This is a genomic window from Halobacillus karajensis (genome assembly GCF_900108515.1).
Taxonomy (GTDB): domain Bacteria; phylum Bacillota; class Bacilli; order Bacillales; family Halobacillaceae; genus Halobacillus; species Halobacillus karajensis.
Genome location: NZ_FNWW01000005.1, coordinates 262447 through 279082 on the forward strand (window position 1 = coordinate 262447; position 16636 = coordinate 279082).

The 16636-nt window shown below is 40.8% G+C and carries 20 protein-coding genes and 1 pseudogene; 10 read left to right on the forward strand and 11 right to left on the reverse strand.

The window, feature by feature from the left end; translation table 11 throughout:
• Positions 1 to 17 precede the first annotated feature (17 nt).
• The 3 genes from BLW54_RS12315 to pxpB are packed head-to-tail and all read right to left on the reverse strand — an operon-like array spanning position 18 to position 2501.
• A complete protein-coding gene (locus tag BLW54_RS12315; RefSeq protein WP_035508520.1) occupies positions 18 to 785 on the reverse strand; it encodes a LamB/YcsF family protein in 768 nt (255 codons plus the stop codon).
• 16 nt (positions 786 to 801) lie between these two features.
• Positions 802 to 1791 carry a 5-oxoprolinase subunit C family protein gene (locus tag BLW54_RS12320; protein ID WP_074734996.1) on the reverse strand — a complete coding sequence of 330 codons (990 nt, stop codon included), beginning with the start codon at positions 1789 to 1791 and terminating at the stop codon, positions 802 to 804.
• A complete protein-coding gene (pxpB, locus tag BLW54_RS12325) occupies positions 1788 to 2501 on the reverse strand; it encodes a 5-oxoprolinase subunit PxpB (protein WP_035508523.1) in 714 nt (237 codons plus the stop codon). The genes BLW54_RS12320 and pxpB overlap by 4 nt, the downstream gene beginning before the upstream one ends.
• Before the next feature lie 250 nt (positions 2502 to 2751).
• Between pxpB and BLW54_RS12330 the strand changes: the two genes are divergently transcribed.
• Positions 2752 to 3213 (forward strand): DUF2188 domain-containing protein, encoded by a 462-nt coding sequence (locus tag BLW54_RS12330; protein WP_035508525.1) that lies wholly within the window; start codon positions 2752 to 2754, stop codon positions 3211 to 3213.
• A 544-nt stretch (positions 3214 to 3757) separates the two neighbouring features.
• Positions 3758 to 3952 carry a YwbE family protein gene (locus BLW54_RS12335; protein ID WP_035508526.1) on the forward strand — a complete coding sequence of 65 codons (195 nt, stop codon included), beginning with the start codon at positions 3758 to 3760 and terminating at the stop codon, positions 3950 to 3952.
• 87 nt (positions 3953 to 4039) lie between these two features.
• Here BLW54_RS12335 and BLW54_RS12340 read toward each other — a convergent pair whose 3' ends face one another.
• The 4 genes and pseudogenes from BLW54_RS12340 to BLW54_RS12355 form a co-directional block, all read right to left on the reverse strand.
• Positions 4040 to 4462 carry a hypothetical protein gene (locus tag BLW54_RS12340; RefSeq protein ID WP_035508528.1) on the reverse strand — a complete coding sequence of 141 codons (423 nt, stop codon included), beginning with the start codon at positions 4460 to 4462 and terminating at the stop codon, positions 4040 to 4042.
• Positions 4463 to 4888: 426 nt separating this feature from the next.
• A pseudogene (locus tag BLW54_RS12345) lies at positions 4889 to 5885 on the reverse strand (acrylyl-CoA reductase family protein).
• Positions 5886 to 5906: 21 nt separating this feature from the next.
• Positions 5907 to 6098: a hypothetical protein gene (locus tag BLW54_RS12350; RefSeq protein WP_035508532.1), complete on the reverse strand. Its 192-nt coding sequence runs from the start codon at positions 6096 to 6098 to the stop codon at positions 5907 to 5909.
• 112 nt (positions 6099 to 6210) lie between these two features.
• Positions 6211 to 6846, reverse strand: coding sequence for a hypothetical protein (locus tag BLW54_RS12355; protein ID WP_035508534.1), 636 nt, complete (start codon positions 6844 to 6846; stop codon positions 6211 to 6213).
• A gap of 259 nt (positions 6847 to 7105) precedes the next feature.
• Here BLW54_RS12355 and BLW54_RS12360 point away from each other — a divergent pair, with 259 nt between their 5' ends.
• The gene (locus BLW54_RS12360; RefSeq protein ID WP_035508535.1) at positions 7106 to 7684 is read left to right on the forward strand and encodes a M15 family metallopeptidase; all 579 of its coding nucleotides are present in this window, start codon (positions 7106 to 7108) and stop codon (positions 7682 to 7684) included.
• A 52-nt stretch (positions 7685 to 7736) separates the two neighbouring features.
• Here BLW54_RS12360 and BLW54_RS12365 read toward each other — a convergent pair whose 3' ends face one another.
• The 3 genes from BLW54_RS12365 to mreBH all read right to left on the reverse strand — a co-directional run bounded on the left by BLW54_RS12365 (position 7737) and on the right by mreBH (position 10468).
• A complete protein-coding gene (locus BLW54_RS12365) occupies positions 7737 to 8657 on the reverse strand; it encodes a ketopantoate reductase family protein (protein WP_035508537.1) in 921 nt (306 codons plus the stop codon).
• A 156-nt stretch (positions 8658 to 8813) separates the two neighbouring features.
• Positions 8814 to 9119 carry a hypothetical protein gene (locus BLW54_RS12370; RefSeq protein WP_035508539.1) on the reverse strand — a complete coding sequence of 102 codons (306 nt, stop codon included), beginning with the start codon at positions 9117 to 9119 and terminating at the stop codon, positions 8814 to 8816.
• 341 nt (positions 9120 to 9460) lie between these two features.
• Positions 9461 to 10468, reverse strand: a complete 1008-nt coding sequence (mreBH, locus tag BLW54_RS12375) for a rod-share determining protein MreBH (RefSeq protein WP_035508540.1) — start codon at positions 10466 to 10468, stop codon at positions 9461 to 9463.
• 162 nt (positions 10469 to 10630) lie between these two features.
• Between mreBH and BLW54_RS12380 the strand changes: the two genes are divergently transcribed.
• The 4 genes from BLW54_RS12380 to BLW54_RS12395 all read left to right on the forward strand — a co-directional run bounded on the left by BLW54_RS12380 (position 10631) and on the right by BLW54_RS12395 (position 13200).
• Positions 10631 to 11368, forward strand: coding sequence for a YkgJ family cysteine cluster protein (locus BLW54_RS12380; protein ID WP_035508541.1), 738 nt, complete (start codon positions 10631 to 10633; stop codon positions 11366 to 11368).
• On the forward strand, positions 11365 to 12000 hold the full coding sequence (locus BLW54_RS12385) for an MOSC domain-containing protein (RefSeq protein WP_035508543.1): 636 nt from the start codon (positions 11365 to 11367) through the stop codon (positions 11998 to 12000). Before BLW54_RS12380 ends, BLW54_RS12385 begins: the two co-directional genes overlap by 4 nt.
• A 98-nt stretch (positions 12001 to 12098) precedes the next feature.
• Entirely contained in the window at positions 12099 to 12470 is a 372-nt protein-coding gene (locus tag BLW54_RS12390) for a DnaJ family domain-containing protein (RefSeq protein ID WP_035508544.1), read from the forward strand.
• Positions 12471 to 12534: 64 nt separating this feature from the next.
• Positions 12535 to 13200 carry an SOS response-associated peptidase gene (locus tag BLW54_RS12395; protein ID WP_035508546.1) on the forward strand — a complete coding sequence of 222 codons (666 nt, stop codon included), beginning with the start codon at positions 12535 to 12537 and terminating at the stop codon, positions 13198 to 13200.
• 79 nt (positions 13201 to 13279) lie between these two features.
• Here the strand turns inward: BLW54_RS12395 and BLW54_RS12400 are convergent, their stop codons facing one another.
• The gene (locus BLW54_RS12400; RefSeq protein WP_074734999.1) at positions 13280 to 14671 is read right to left on the reverse strand and encodes an alanine/glycine:cation symporter family protein; all 1392 of its coding nucleotides are present in this window, start codon (positions 14669 to 14671) and stop codon (positions 13280 to 13282) included.
• A 214-nt stretch (positions 14672 to 14885) separates the two neighbouring features.
• On the opposite strand from BLW54_RS12400, the gene BLW54_RS12405 reads away from it, so the two are divergent.
• From BLW54_RS12405 to BLW54_RS12415, 3 genes are read left to right on the forward strand one after another with little or no spacing between them, the layout of a single operon-like run.
• Positions 14886 to 15353, forward strand: a complete 468-nt coding sequence (locus tag BLW54_RS12405; RefSeq protein ID WP_035508550.1) for a low molecular weight protein-tyrosine-phosphatase — start codon at positions 14886 to 14888, stop codon at positions 15351 to 15353.
• 11 nt (positions 15354 to 15364) lie between these two features.
• Positions 15365 to 15697 (forward strand): YtxH domain-containing protein, encoded by a 333-nt coding sequence (locus BLW54_RS12410; protein ID WP_035508552.1) that lies wholly within the window; start codon positions 15365 to 15367, stop codon positions 15695 to 15697.
• A 24-nt stretch (positions 15698 to 15721) separates the two neighbouring features.
• Complete coding sequence (locus tag BLW54_RS12415) at positions 15722 to 16552, forward strand: YihY/virulence factor BrkB family protein (protein WP_074735002.1); 831 nt, start codon at positions 15722 to 15724, stop codon at positions 16550 to 16552.
• Positions 16553 to 16636 lie beyond the last annotated feature (84 nt).

The window sequence follows — 16636 nt, forward strand, 5'->3', positions numbered from 1 at the left end:
TCCTTTACTGTATGGTATCAGAGGAATTTCCCAATTGCTTGGAGTTTGATCTCTGAATCGTTTAATGCTTTTGTAATATAATTCGCAAAATCTACGGCATGGGGGCCGTCCCCGTGAATGCAAATGGTGTGGACATTAATATTAATATCAACATCTTGGATCGTCCGTACCTTATTTTCCTTGATCATCCGGATGACTTGTTTAACAGCTTCTTCAGGATCTGTGAGTAAAGCGTTCGCTGCACGTCTTGATGTTAGTGAGCCATCTTGTTGATATGTACGGTCAGAAAATACTTCACTTGCTGTCCTAAGTCCGCGAGATTGACCTGCTTTGATAAGTTCACTGCCTGCAAGTCCGAATAGGATTAGGTCAGGGTCTATATCGTACACCGCTGATGCAATAGCGTCAGCCAGTGTCCGTTTTTTTGCCGCCATATTAAACAATGCACCGTGGGGCTTCACATGTTGTAGCTTTGCTCCCTCTGCATCCACGAATCCCTTAAGGGCGCCAATTTGATATACGACCATATCGTAGGCTTCTTCCTCTGAGATTTCCATTGGACGACGCCCAAACCCAGCAAGGTCTGGGAGGCCTGGATGAGCACCTATCCCTACCCCATGTTCAACCGCCTTGCGTACGGTTTTTTTCATAATCGAGGGATCTCCTGCATGGGATCCACAGGCAATATTGGCAGAAGTCACATATTTCATAATTTCTTCGTCCTGTCCAATTTTATACGAGCCGAAACTCTCCCCCATATCACAATTCAAGTCAACGATATACATCCAAACTCCTCCTTAGTCATTTAGTCTCTATGCCTCTTTGTAATTGTTTTAAGTCTTTCTCTCGTTCAAGAAGTAAACGTTGGGCCTCCTTATGAGAAATTTGTTCAAACGCTAAGGGGTCGCCTGGTCGCATTTGGGCGACCTTCGGTAAATCCACAGAAGCGATTTGTCCAATTTTGGGATATCCGCCTGTTGTTTGGTGATCTGCTAGCAGGATAATGGGATTTCCTTCAGGAGGAACTTGAATGGTACCGAATGTCACAGCTTCTGAAAGAATGTTTTTTAGCTCTAGCAGGTGTAGCGGCTTCCCATTTAAGCGATACCCCATCCGATCTGATTTTGAATCAATTTGAAATTCACTTTGAAATAGATCTTCCTGACTTTTTTTACTAAATAGATCAAATTCACGACCGGGCATGACTCTTATTGGTTGATCATTTTGCAAAGTCGTGAACTCGGGTCCGACGAACCAGGATGCTTCATTAAAAAGATGTTTTCTTTCAGGTTGAAGCATCTTCATAAAACGTTTGGATGGTATGGGTAGTGTCCCGGAAGAAATGGTGTCTCCCCTTTGGAGTGGACGTCCTTCCACTCCTCCTATATTTGCACGTAAATAGGTGGAAGAACTATCCATTACTTGTGGTACTTTAAAGCCGCCAGCAATAGAAAGGTAGCTTCTAAACCCTTTTTTCGGCTTACCAAAACGCAGTTCACTTCCTTTTTTGATGTAAATAGGTCTCCACATGGATACCGGTTCGCCGTTAATCACAGGTGTGAGGTCACCACCACTAATAGCAATCAGGCTGTCTTCATGAAACTCTAATACAGGTCCCATTAATGTTATTTCGATTGTCGCTGTTTGGATCGGATTTCCAACGAGGAGGTTAGCTATTTTATGAGCTTCTTGGTCCATGGCTCCGCTAGTGATGACTCCGTCCTTCTGATAACCGTACCGGCCTAAATCCTGGATCGTTGTCATTAAACCTGCTTTCAAAACCGAGATCATTTCTCATCCTCCTCTATCTTTTTATATTCCTTTTCATGGATACGAGTAAAGCGTACTCGATCGCCTGCTTGAAGAAGGGATGGAGAATCTCTTTCAGGATCAAATAACTTAAGAGGAGTCCGTCCAATGAGCTGCCATCCTCCTGGTGTTTCAATCGGATATACCCCTGTCTGCTCTCCTGCAACTCCTACGGAACCAGCAGGAATAGAAAGTCTTGGATCATCTCTCCGGGGTGTTGCAATCTCCTTATCCATCCCACCAATATAGGGAAAACCTGGCGCAAATCCGATCATATAAACTAAATAATCTCCGTTCAGGTGGATCTCTATGACTTCTTCTTCTGACATCCTATTATGTGAAGCGACCTGGGTAAGATCAGGCCCCCATTCGCCTCCATAGCAAACTGGAATTTCAACTGTTCTTGTTTTATTTTGATCGTTTGTGAAATCGGATAGTAAGGTCAGTAATTCTTTACGAGCCCACTCAAACGGGAGCAGGTCTTGATAAGTAGACTGTTTCGCTATGTAGAGAGGGTTGTAGATAACCGTAATTGTAGTAAAAGCTGGTATATACTCGATCATCCAATCTGGATGAATTTGATCGAGCTGTGACGAAATACTGCGTACTTGTTTATTGATGTCTTCACTAATTGAATCCCCTAAATCAATAATAAGAGCTTGGTCTCCAAGGGGCTGTATGTTCATGTTCATGTGAATACCTCCTTTACATTATTCTAGTGATAAAGCCTTGCTATAGAGAAGAGAAAAAAGTCGTACTTTTTAGAATCTTATCGAAATATGAAGAGAACTATCAATGTATGTCAATTTTCCTTACTTATATATGTTAATATCGTATCTTAATTTTTCAGCTCTTTCAATTCGAAAAAGGGTTCCTCTTGTGTTTAGCTTAAGTCATGGATTGGGAATAGTAAAAAAGAAAAAAATTGAGGAGGTCTCTAGCATGCCGTGGGATACAAATGATTATCCAAGCTCGTTAAAAAATTTAGAAACACCAGTCAGAAAAAAAGCCATCGATATCGCTAATGCCATGGTTGATGAGGGGTATGAAGAAGACCGAGCGATCCCTATTGCTACAGAACAGGCGAAAGAGTGGTATGAGAACGCAGATCAGTCAGAGATAAAACGAGTACAACAAATGAGTGATCAAAGCCTAAAATCAAGAGATGAAAAAGATAACAGGTCAGAAAGCCGACCGGAATTAATGGACAAAGGTCAGCATGTTGTTGCACATAAGAATGGGTGGGCAGTTCAAACGGAAGAGGCAAAACAGCCATCGGAAGTACTTGAGAATAAGCAAGATGCAATTGAAAGGGCAAAAGAAATTGCTCAGAACAAAGGAACACAAGCGGTTATTCATAAGAAAGATGGTAGTATCCAGAAAAAAATCTCATTTGATGAGTGATCTAGGTTTATAATTTTCCATTATAGTATACAGCATAACTTCAAATGAAGAAGTTGGGCTGTAAATGCAGAAGAGTACGAATGATCATGCAAAGGAAATTCACATTCTGAGATATTTCTACCAAAAGAGGGGACCCCGAAGTAATTGGATGATAATTGTAAAAGAACATAAGGAAAGCACCTTGAGAAAGGTGTTTTTCTTATGTTAAATCTTCAAGTATAAGCCTTATGATTATAGTGTAGAGAGAGCCCAGAATAGTAAGTTATTCCATATCCCTTATTAGTTATAATGAATGCTTTCTCGTATTGCCATAGGAGATCGAAATGAAACATTTGGTTCTTCGTGAATAAGGGGATGGAGGGGATTTGCATGGCTTGTAAACTAGAGGGGACTCTTTTGTATTGTTCCTTATTCTTGCGGTTGTTTCAAAGTCAATCGGGGTCCTGTGGCATTTTCAGAATGAGGGAAGCCCTGATAAGTTCAAAGGGGAGAAGCCATTTATGTTAAAATACGAAAGAAAAACTTAATTTGGAGGTCCCAGTCTATGAATGGACAGAAAAGAAGCGATATATATGCAGGCGCTGATGTCGATATTGTTTTAAAGAAAGATCAAAGAAGTGGAACATTGACACGTGGGATAGTGAAGGACATTCTAACAAAATCCCCAAATCATCCACATGGAATAAAGGTGCGGCTTGAAGATGGACAAGTCGGACGAGTCAAGAACATCCATTCATAAAATCATAATTAATAAGCCCCCTGATCCATCCAGGGGGCTTGAATTTTTTTCTGACTTTCTTTAAAACACCCTCATTTTAACAATTTTTTACGTTTGCCGGGAATGGGCAGGGCGCATCTGCTTTATTTCTTGTTGATAATTTCTAAATGGAATCTCAATAGTGAAGAAAGCCCCGTCATCGTCTTCGGTTGCAGCAAGAATGGTGTATTCTGGACCGAAAATCTGTTTCATGGCATAATCCCCATTTACAAAAGGCTCTTGATCAATCGAGAACCCAGTGGCTAGGAGTGTGTGTCGGTCTTCTTCTGTGAAATTACTAACTTCTGACAAGTGGACCATAGGGCGGATGAGGGGCATATTTTCCGTTTCTTCAATAAGGTCATAATCAATATGAATTTGGACTAAATCCCGAGCATCACCAAGCATGTCTATAACAAACGTTTTAAACTCTGAGAAGTCCATAAGAAACCGGACATCTTCGGGTTCTATACGATCTAAGTAACGGGACATACAAACAAGCCTCCTAAATAAGCTTCTATGGCTTATATTACCATGAAATTCTTTCTATAAACCTATGTAAATTAGAAAAAGCGAGAAGGACGATTGTCCAACTCGCTTTTGTGTTTCGGAAAATATCAAGTTGTACCTACTTGTGTTTGAACAAGTGTTGTGGAACTATGTCCATGTTATTGCCGCGGTTCATAAATTCTACATGGTAGTTTTAAGCAACTTAAACGACGCAATCCCTACCTCTATTGCATCCTTACAGCTCCGAAGCTGTTCCAGTGTGATTAAGTTGTACCAAAACATAGCAGAACGCCAGTCTCATACTAATCACTCTTTTCTTTTCCGAGTTACCCTCTATCGAAGGCACTAATAAAACATTATAATCCTTATATTCGTCTATGTCAATAGTATGCGTATTGATGACTGGCTTTATTCTCTTAATTTCACAATTGAGCGACCGCGGGTTTTACCTTGTAATATAGTTTCCAGTGTTTCAGGAACTTCTTCTAGTGTGTGTACAACTTTGATAAGGTTGAAAACTTCTTTAATTTTCAAATCGTTAGCCATACGGTGCCAGACTTTTTTTCGTTTTTCCATTGGGCAGTTAACAGAATCAATTCCAATAAGACTATTACCCCTTAAAATGAATGGATAAACCTGAGTTGGCACTTTCGCTCCTCCTGTCAGTCCGCTTACAGCCACAGCACCTTCATAATGAAGTTGTCCGAGTATGGAGGCGAGCTGTTCACCTCCAACAGGGTCGACAACACCAGCCCAACGCCCACTGGCTAACGGACGCAGCCTCCCATCATACACATCGTCGCGTGATAGGATATGGGAGGCTCCTAAATCTTTTAAGTATTCTTTGTTCTCAGCTCTGCCTGTGCTAGCTTCTACCGTATACCCACGTTTGGCCCAGCATGGAGACCGCAATACTGCCGACACCGCCGGAGGCTCCTGTTACAAGTATCGGACCGTGCTTTGGAGTTAATCCATTTTCTTCAAGACGGTGAATGGAAAGAGCAGCTGTAAACCCTGCGGTCCCGTAAATCATCGCTTCTTCAGTCGTAAGACCGTCAGGAAGTGGGACAACCCAATCGGCAGGTAGGCTTGCATATTCACTATACCCACCAAAATGATTTACGCCGATTTCATAACTGGTTGCAATCACAGGATCGCCTTCATTAAAGCGCTTATCTGAAGAGCGAACCACTTCACCAGCCAAATCTATCCCAGGAATGATGGGATAACTTTTGACGAGAGGGTTGTCTGGCTGAGAAATCATTCCGTCTTTATAATTGATACTAGAATAATGGACTTTGATCAAAACATCACTGGAGGGCAAGTCGGAGAAGGTGAGATTTTGAATCGAACCTTTTACATTGCCTTCTTTTTTGTTGATTATATAGGCTTTAAAACTTGTCATTTGGAAACCTCATTTCGATCATTAAGGACGAAGATCTTCATCATAATCTTCTTCCGTTACAGAATCTTGTTTTGACTTTCTTCCTTTTTCTTGTTCCCGTTCTTCTTTTTTTACTTCTTCATCAGGAATACCATCGATCAGGTGTTCTTTTTTTAGTTTTTCTTGGAAGCTTTGATCGTTTTCCGCTACTTTATTCCGTTTTTGATCAGACATCTTTTACACCTCCAGAAAAATGTAAGTCCTGGATATGATTCCTTTTTAAAGCAACAGTTAAACCTATGTTTAAAAAATGACGCATAAAAAAACGTCCTGTTTTGGACGTTTATTACTTGTCTATGAATTTATGTTTAAATGATTTTATAAAAGTGGTTTTCAACAGATAATCGATGGTCGTACTAATAATCAGTCCGTGAATGATCACACCGAGGATTGTAAAGATTACGAGGATAGTGTTTCCTGCTGCTGTTTCAGGTTCGAATCCCGACTTCCCGAAGAAAGTAATGGAAAGGATTGCACTAATCCAAGCGTCGCTATAGGTATCTAACTCATTTTCAACGAGGTTTAGTGGGATGATTAATAGAAAGACAAGGATAAAGGTTATTCCAGAAACCGTTAAAAGATGCTGTCTTTTTAAAAAGTGAATCAGAGGCATCGTATAATATTTGGTTATGGATTTTAATCTTAATAAATGAAGAATCCTGGCAAACCTAGCCAATTGAAAAACGGCATCCAATGGAATGGCTGCTATGACTATAAAAGGATGCTTTTTAATGAACTCCCATTTGTTTGGGCTTTTAAACAAACGATACAGAAAATCAAGGAAAAAAATTGACCAGGTACTCCATACGATAAGACTATTATATCCTGTTTGTTGCCATATGGTAGCGACGGAAAGGGCTGCTAAACCGACCATGAACAGTTCATAAAAGATTTTGCTAGGTTTTCTATTAAACAGTCCCATGGTCTATCCCCTCTTCCTGAATTTGTCGAATCGACCCTATTATATCATTCTATTTATTAGAGGGCATTAACGATGACGCCATGTTTTGGTCTATATTCAACCTGCCAGGTTTATGTATAATTACATTCTTACGTTTCGTAGGTCATATATGAAATAAACGATTGTTCCGTTGTTTTTTTGTCTTAACAAAGTTATTTATTCCTCTAGGGCTCGACCTGTGGTATTCTCAGATTAACGAATGTAGGAAAGGGAAATAGAAGTGCGTATTCTATCAAATCTCATAAATGTTTTATTTTTTACAGGAATAGTGGCTCTTTTGTTTTTCTTTTTATTACAACAGATGGAAAAAGAGGCACCCCAGGGTGTTTTTTATAGTGAAGATGTTTCGTTGCCAGACAATCTTCATCCAACTGTGAAAGAACGGAAGGATGAGCTGGTGGAACGGGTTCGTGAAAAAGGAATCCAAATCGTGATCACCGAAGGTCATCGGTCTGAAGAGAAACAGGATGCTCTCTATGCTCAAGGACGATCCTCCGAGGGTGAAGTTGTTACACACGCTAAGGGGGGAGAATCTTATCACAATTATGGACTTGCCATTGACTTTGCGCTCAAAGCAGAGGGAGGAAATGTTATATGGGACAGAGAGTACGATGGAAACGGAAATGGCCAATCGGACTGGATGGAGACCGTGGAGGTTGCAAAAGAGCTTGGTTTTGAATGGGGAGGAGATTGGGAGAATTTCAAGGACTACCCTCACTTACAAATGGATTTCGGCTTATCCATTAGGGAATTAAAAAGAGGAAAACGTCCTGGGGATGATTCCCTTAATGATAGATAATCGATAGTTAATACAAAGGTGCTTCCCATTGGAAGCACCTTTTTTGAGAGGATTAATGTTGGAATTTTTCGTAAGGCTTAATCATAGCATGGATGGTTTCGATATAAGGCATCCTCAAATTCACTTGGTTTCCTAACCGCAGGGCACCTCCATGAAGATGCTCCACCTCAAGGGGGAGCCCTTTCCGGCGGTCTTGATGCATGGATGAAGTCATGTCAGGGGCAAGATCCCGAAGACGTTCAAAGGCCTTATTTACATGCTCATCCGTTAGGTTAATTTGATGTGCATTTGCTAATTTCTTCATTTCCTTTAAGATGCGTTCAGCAATTTTGAAGGTCTGCGAATAACGGCGGACCATACCGATCGGCTGATTCGTAGCGGTAGTAATTCCTGAAAACGCTGTGATGAACATATATTTATTCCACATAGCCTCTAAGACGTTAGGGCTGAGGATTCCTGTTAAATTTGCTTGATTACAAGCGAGTGCGAGTTCCTCACAAATGGCTTGTTGGGATGAATGAAGGGGACCAAACACAAGGTCATGGAAGGGGCTTGTATGAACCACATGTCCTTTCTCATCCAGAGTAGCTATAATATAAGCATGCCCCCCGATGACAGCTTCTTCTCCTAATTCTTTTTGTAATATGTGGATGTGTTCCATTCCGTTCAAAACAGGGTAAACCTTTGCTCCTTTGTTCACAAGGGATTTCAACCAATCAAGTGTCCCATGAAGGTGGTATCCCTTGACGGCTAGAAAGACAAGGTCGGGGTTGTCGATTTCTTCAGGGCTTCTAGCTATCACTGGTTTAGCCACTTCATAATCTCCCATTTCGCTATGCAACTTCAATCCATTATTTTTCATTTGTTCGGCTCTGCCTTCACGTACTAAATTGATGACTTCGTGGCCGGATTCCTGCCAACGTGCTCCGAAGTATGCACCTAATGCTCCTGCACCTAAGACTATAATTTTCATTTGTGGCACCTCCGAGAAATTTATGTGTTCTGATCTTTACATCGATTAGTTGTAAAGGTGGCGGTTCTAAATGTCTCCGTGGTATTGTTCTCTGTATCTTCAAATATCACAAATGACCGCAGACCCTTTCCATTCCTCTCTATAATAAAAAAGGGACTAGGCTTTGTTGTCCAGACGAGTAGAACGTCCGGCATCGATAAGAAGAACAATGGCTGTAATTGTATGCATGATCCAACCAATGATAGGAATGGCGCCGATGGCACTTGTAATCATGCCAAGAATACTACCGGCATAAGACCTCTTTTCTTTGGCTGACACTACAAGTGTAATCAAGTGGAAGATAAACATGAATAGTAAAGGGAACCAGGCGTTACTGAAAATAAAAGCTCCGCCAGCGATAGGGATGGCTAAAAATGCTTCACAACCACCTGTCACCCATTTTAGCAAAGTGGATATTTTCATCTTTTTATGACTCCTTATCAAATCGCCTCTGAACCAAAAAGATCCTGTCTTTTTAAAAACAGAGCAATAAGTATTTTCTAAATGATTTCTTTTACTTTATATAGTATTTCAAATCATTTTATCAAATGTGACAAATGTTCTCTACTTCCATGCGTTATTTCGACATGAGTGGCATAAAGTCCTTTTTCTGCTTTAAACAGGGAATTATTCTTATTAGAAAATGCCCCCCTGGAAGCAAAAGTTGCTTCCAGGGGGGCATCTTATTCAGTTCTATAATGGATTACGTTCCATTTCATTTCGTTTAACACATATCTCCAAAAGGCGTTTTCGGCATTTCAATCTTACTTACTTGCTTTTTGTAGTTTTTGGATCATTTTGAGGCTGCGGCCTGTCCCGATGGCAACGGATTCTAGTGGGCTTGGTGCCATGTGAACGGGGACTGAAATTTCGTTGGACAGCCAATCTTGCATACCGTTAAGAAGAGATCCGCCTCCTGTGAGGATTACTCCATGGTCTACGATGTCTCCACTTAGTTCTGGTGGGCATTCTTCAAGGGTGGCGCGGATAGTCTCAAGAAGCTGCTCAAGTGATTCTTTTAATGCGCCTTGAATTTCTGTAGATTTCAGTTCAATCGTTTTTGGCAGTCCAGTGACCATATCCCGGCCTCTGACTTCCATGGTTACTTCTGGATGATCAATTAAGGCATAGCCGATTTCCATTTTAATTTGTTCAGCTGTACGTTCACCGATCAATACGTTGTAGGCTTTACGTACGTGTTGAATGATTTCTTCATCCATGACATCTCCACCTGTCCGGATGGATTTACAGGAAACTACACCGCCGAAGGATATGATAGCAACTTCACTTGTCCCCCCTCCGATATCGACAACAACATTGGCAATCGGTTCGTCGACTGGAAGGTCAGAACCAATGGCAGCTGCGATTGGCTCCTCAATCAAGTGAACATTCTTTGCGCCATAGCTTTTGACAGCATTATGGATAGCACGCCGTTCTACAGATGTGGACCCGGAAGGTGTACAAATCACAACCGTGGGCTTACGCATAGACATTCCTGATTTTTTGGAAACTTTCTTTAAAAGCTCTTTTAACATTTGAGCCGTCATATCATAATCGGCAATAACACCATCACGTAAAGGACGAACAGGAATAATATTTCTCGGTGTCTTTCCTACCATTTCTTTTGCTTCTTTTCCTACAGCAACAACGTTTTTTGTTTCTGTGTTGTAGGCGACAACAGATGGTTCATTAAGTAAAATTCCTTTTGATTTTGAATAAATTAATATGTTAGCAGTACCAAGGTCGATACCGATTTCTGCGTTTGATAACATTTAGACGTACCTCCAAAGATGACAGATTCTAATATATAGGTCTTCTTATATCATAGAAGTTTTATGGGGGTTCAACAACAGGAAATTCGTGGTGGTCCATGTGGTGAAAAAAGTCACCCTCCATGTATAATGGGACTAATGATAGACAGAGGAGTTTTTCCAATGAGTTTTTTGAAACATGAAGATATTATCAAACGATGTGAAAAAATAAATCAATCCTATGAGATTGATCCGTCTTTCTTTGATAGAATTGTAGATCATTTACTGGACAGTGAACAGGATACAGAAACGGTTATTACTAATGGATTCCACGATCTGCTTGCAGAAGTGGATCATGAAATTGAGCGGATGGAGGATTTCGCCTCTATGAAACCGAATTGTTTTATGGGGTGTGCTTTTTGCTGCTACTTTCCAATTGTTATCACGAAAATGGAAGCGAAAATGATGTTCCATTCAATTGAGCAATTTGATCCAGATCGGAAAGAAGCGATTTTTAGTCATTGGGAGAAATATTTCGAGCAACAACAAGGGAAATTAAAAACAGCCTTGTCTATGGATTACGAAAATCCGGAGACAAAACTTGAATACAAAAAATTGAACCTTCCCTGCCCGATGCTCGATCCTGATACACAGCTTTGTATGGCATATGAAGTTCGTCCGATTCCGTGCCGTACGTATTTGAATTACAGTAACCCACAAGTATGTGCAGATAAGCACATGCCAAAGGAACCGTTTAGTTATGAATTTTTATACAATTTTTATTTCGGAAGTATAAATGAATTGATACAAGCGCTTTATGAAAATGGGGAGGATGTGTTTGTTGATTATCCTATGGATGCTTGGAGTTATGACTATCTTCCTTCCTGGATTAAACAATGGAGAGAGGGGATACTTGAATGAATTACAAACTTTTGTCATTAAATGTTGGTCGTCCGGAAACATATGAAACGGGTAAAGGCGCTTTGAAAAGTGCATACCGGAAGACCCCTGTCGATAGTTTTTCTTATTTAAGTTTTCTAAACTTCGAAGGGGATGAACAAGCTGATAAAAAGAACCATGGGGGGAGGGATAAAGCGGTTTGTCTCTATCCAGCACAGCATTATCGCCATTGGGAAACTTATTATGAGCGTGAGTTTTCCTTTCCTTCTTTTGGAGAGAATCTAACTGTGGAAGGTATAGATGAACGAGATATACACATAGGGGATATTTTCCAACTTGGAGAAGCCGTTTTACAAGTTTCTGAACCGAGGAAACCTTGCTATATCATCGCTCGTACCCATGGCATCGATGATTTCCCTGCCCGGGTGATGGAAAAAGGTTATACCGGATTTTATCTTAGAGTATTAAGTGAAGGGAAGGTTGATTCAGAAAACTATATGAAGTTAGTTGAAACCCATCCGAACCAAGTTACAGTCGCTGATGTTAATGAAGTTAGGTACCATGATCGTGAGAATCGTGAAAAAATCAAACGAATATTGGCTGTAGAACCTCTGGCTGAGGGACTAAAGCAATCATTGAAAAAGCGGCTATGAAACCTGAGTAGATGGGCTGTGGGAAAGGGATGCGAATTGAAAAATTGCGCGATTATAATGGAAGCCGGTTTCTCTAAGAAAAGAGAGGAGTAGAGAAGATGGACTATGGTCATTTGATTGAAGAAAAGGTCAAACAGGCAATTGAAAAAGGGGAATTTGACCATTTGCCGGGAAAGGGCAGGCCGCTCCCAAAAGACAAATTCGCTCATCTTCCCCCGGAATTGAGAAATAGTTACCGTATTTTAAAGAATGCCCACATGCTCCCAGAGGAAATGATTTTAAAGAAAGAAATCATTGAGTTGGAAGAGTTGCTGGAACAAATAAAAGATCCTCAACTTTCTTCTCACTATAAAAAGGAATGGAAAGAGAAAAAGCTTCGTTTCGACATGATGATGGAGAAACGAAAAGTACACCAGTCCAGTGCTTTTAAAAGATATCAAAAGAAAATTAACCATCGTTTTGGCTTCTGAAAAGTATTTAGTAACTCTTTGTAGAAAATAATGGGGGATGGATGACGAAAAGGAGGAGGAAAGAATGTGCGGTCGTTACACGTTATTAGCAGAAGAGGCAGAAATACTGCGTGAGTTTGGTATAGAAAGTCAAATTGATGGCTATGAACCGCGTTATAATGTCGCTCCAGGGCAAAAAGTTCTTGCTGTTATCCATGATGGAAATAAGAAAAGAGCGGGTTATATGAAATGGGGACTTGTACCTTCATGGTCAAAAGATCCTAAAGTCGGGTATAAGATGATTAACGCTAGAAGTGAAACAGCTCATGAAAAGCCTAGCTATAAAAGGTTAATGAGTCAGAAAAGGTGTCTTATTTTAGCGGATAGCTTCTATGAATGGCAAAAAACAAAATCGGGGAAACGCCCCGTTAGAATAAAGCTGGAAGATCGATCTCTATTTGCTTTTGCCGGGCTATGGGATCAATGGGGAGGAGAGGAAGAATCGCTATTTACGTGTACAATTCTGACACAGGAAGCCAATGAGTTTATGAAGCCGATTCATGACCGTATGCCTGTTATTATGCCAAGAAAGAAACAGGAAGAGTGGATAGAGCCCATAAAATGGAACCCTGTAGAAGCGAAACAGTTTGTTGACCAATTGACGATGGATGACCTTCATGCCTATGAAGTGAGTGACTATGTTAATTCTGCCAAAAATGAGGGGCCAGATTGTATCCATCCAATAGCCTGATGCATTTGTTCACTTCCACATTTAGAGAAGAATGTAAAAGAGCCACTGGCTTTATATGCCGGTGGCTCTCTTTTTATGATCAGCCTGCTTGATGTTGTTCTTTTTCCTTTTGTTTTTCTTTTTGGGCTACTTTCAAAAACTTGTTTGTTTCAGCCGCCACTACCCCAGAGAGAAGTAAGAGTCCGATTAAGTTCGGGAAGGCCATTAATCCATTCATAACATCTGCAAATATCCAGACAGTACTTAGCTGAGAGACTGCCCCGACTAAAACGAATACAACGAAAACTACTTTATATACACCGATAAATCGCTGCTTCGTTAAATACCCAAAGCATTTCTCTCCGTAGTAGGACCAACCTACAATTGTAGAGAACGCGAAGAAAACGAGACCTATAGTGACAATATATGATCCTATATCTCCTAGGAAAATTTGGAAAGACGTAGAGGTCAAGTCAGCACCATCTAGTCCTCCCTGATATTGACCAGCCATAACAATGGTTAAACCTGTCATGGTACAAACGATAATGGTATCAATAAATACTTGAGTCATCGAAACGAGAGCTTGTCGGCCGGCATAATCGGTTCGAGCGGCCGCGGCTGCAATTGGTGCGGAACCAAGACCTGCTTCGTTAGAGAACACACCGCGGGCGACACCATAACGGATAACCGTACCTAGCAATCCGCCTCCCAGTGCGCTAGCAGTAAAAGCATCATTAATAATTGTCCCAAAGGCTGGAATGACCATATTGTAATTGAGAATAAGAATAATTAATGCACCAATTACATAAAAGATTGCCATAATCGGAACAAAAAAGGCGGTCACTTTTCCAATGCTCTTTATCCCGCCAAGCAACACTAAACCAGCAAGTACAGTCAAGAGGATTCCCGTTACCCATGGAGAAACATTAAATGTTCCTTCCATAACATCGGAAACGGAATTGGATTGGACCATGTTCCCTATTCCGAAGGCTGCTATCGCACCAAAAATCGCAAATAAAAATCCAAGGGGCTTACCAAGCCACTTCATTTTTAATCCACGAGATAAGTAATACATCGGCCCGCCTGACATTTCACCATTTTTTCCTTCAATTCGATATTTGACAGCGAGAACAGCTTCCGCATATTTTGTAGCCATACCGAATACAGCAGTGATCCACATCCAGAAGACTGCCCCAGGGCCGCCAAATACAACAGCCGTCGCTACACCGGCAATATTACCGGTCCCGATTGTAGCGGCAAGTGCTGTTGTAAGCGCCTGATAATGGGAAATATCACCTTTCTCATTTTTCTTCTTTTCTTTACTTGGTTTGAATGCGAGTTTTAAAGCATAGGGCAGTGTTCTGAATTGCAGAAAGCCCAGTCGGAGTGTTAAGTAAATCCCTGTTCCTACTAACAAGGTCAGTAGAATGGGTCCCCAGACAAGACCGCTTAAATCACTTAAAAAACTGTGTATTGCACTACCTTCACCCATCATTTTCCCCCTATCTCCTTTTTATAATTGTCCATATATAAAATATTCCGAAAATTTAAACCAATTGTCAAGGTTATTTCCTACAAACGTAAAAATTACGGTTGATTTCGACAAGAAAAGGGAAAATACCCATGTAAACTGCCCTAATTCAGCAGGATTTTCAAAGATTTCATAGAAAATAAAAAGTGAGAAATACTAAATGGAGGATGGGAATATGATAAAGGTTTTATTTGTTTGCCTCGGGAATATATGCCGGTCTCCGATGGCAGAAGCGATTTTTAAGGATTTAGTTGAGAAAGAAAACCTGGGAAAGGTTATTAGCATAGACTCTGCAGGGATCGGCCATTGGCATATTGGATCAGATCCTCATGAGGGTACAAAAAAAGTTCTAGATGAAAAAGGGGTCTCTTACGATGGAATCATCGCAAGGCAAGTGACAGAAGCTGATTGGGATGATTTTAATTACTTAATCGCCATGGATAACAAGAATATCAGAGACTTGAAAGGGATCAGGGAAAAAAATGATGTCGTTGTCGCTAAATTGATGGATTTTGTTCCACAGGCTATGGAAAGCGATGTACCTGATCCTTACTTTACAGGCAATTTCGATTATGTTTATGATCTTGTTCGTGAAGGATGTACGAACCTATTGGAACAAATTAAACAGGAACACAATCTTTGAGGAGGATGAATATGGGACAGAGTAAACTTTGGAAAGGCGTACTTCTAGGGGCCGTTGTCGGAGCAATTGTTGCATTAATGGATAAGGATACCAGAAAATATGTAGGGGAAAAATCACGTTCAACTGGGGCGAGATGTCAAAGCTATATGAAACACCCTTCTGAAGCAATTCACAATCTTCGAGTGAATTATGAGTCCTTTTCTACGCAGTTAAATAAAGGAGTCGTAGATCTTCTAGAATTATTAGACAAAGCGGAGAGTATGCTGAATAAAGTAGGGGAAATTAATCAAGAAGTAAAAGAACAGCTTAAGGCTGTGGACGACGATCCAAAACAATCTTCCTGATTATCAAAGAGGTGAGGGAATATCGTGACCATCATCAAGAATTTCGGCAAAGAGCTGTTTACCCGATTCGGGGAAGACGACGTCGGGGGAATGGCCGCTCAACTTGCCTATTTTTTTCTGCTATCTTTGTTTCCGTTTATGATATTCCTGCTTACGCTGCTTGGGTACTTACATATTGATGAAGAAAGAGTGCTTGCTTTTGTTAGTGCCTACGCGCCTCCTAATACGTTCGACATGATCACTGAGAATGTTTCGTCACTGTTAAGAAGTGAAAGCGGCAGTTTATTGTCCTTCGGTTTAATCGGGACGTTATGGGCGGCATCCAATGGGGTGAATGCTATTATGCGTGCATTTAATCGCGCTCATAATGTAGAAGAAAATCGATCGTTTATCGTATCCCGCCTGATTGCAATTGTTCTAACAGTGGCGATGGTCATCGTCATCGGAATTGCTTTTTTGCTGCCAATATTAGGCCACTCGATCGGTGTACACTTATTCTCTTTCTTCGGGCTTTCGGACAATTTCCTTACTTTGTGGAATGGGTTTCGCTGGGTGATCTCATCGATTATATTTTTCATTGTCTTGTCATTCCTTTATGTGACTGCACCTAATAAACGATTAAAATATAGGGATACGGTGCCAGGCGCATTGTTTGCCACATTTGGATGGCAGCTGGTTTCTTTATTGTTTTCTTTTTATGTCAGTAATCTCGGGAATTTCTCAGCGACTTACGGTAGCTTAGGCGGGGTGATTGTCCTCATGATATGGTTTTATATCTCAGGCATGGTCATCATTCTTGGAGGAGAGATCAATGCTATGAGTCACCACCGAAGGACAAAGAATACATGGGGATAATCCTTTAGCCAGGAGGAAGGGAGGACGAAGCTGGATGCAGCTTCGTCCTCTTTTTTACATTCATACAATGCCTGATGACTGGTG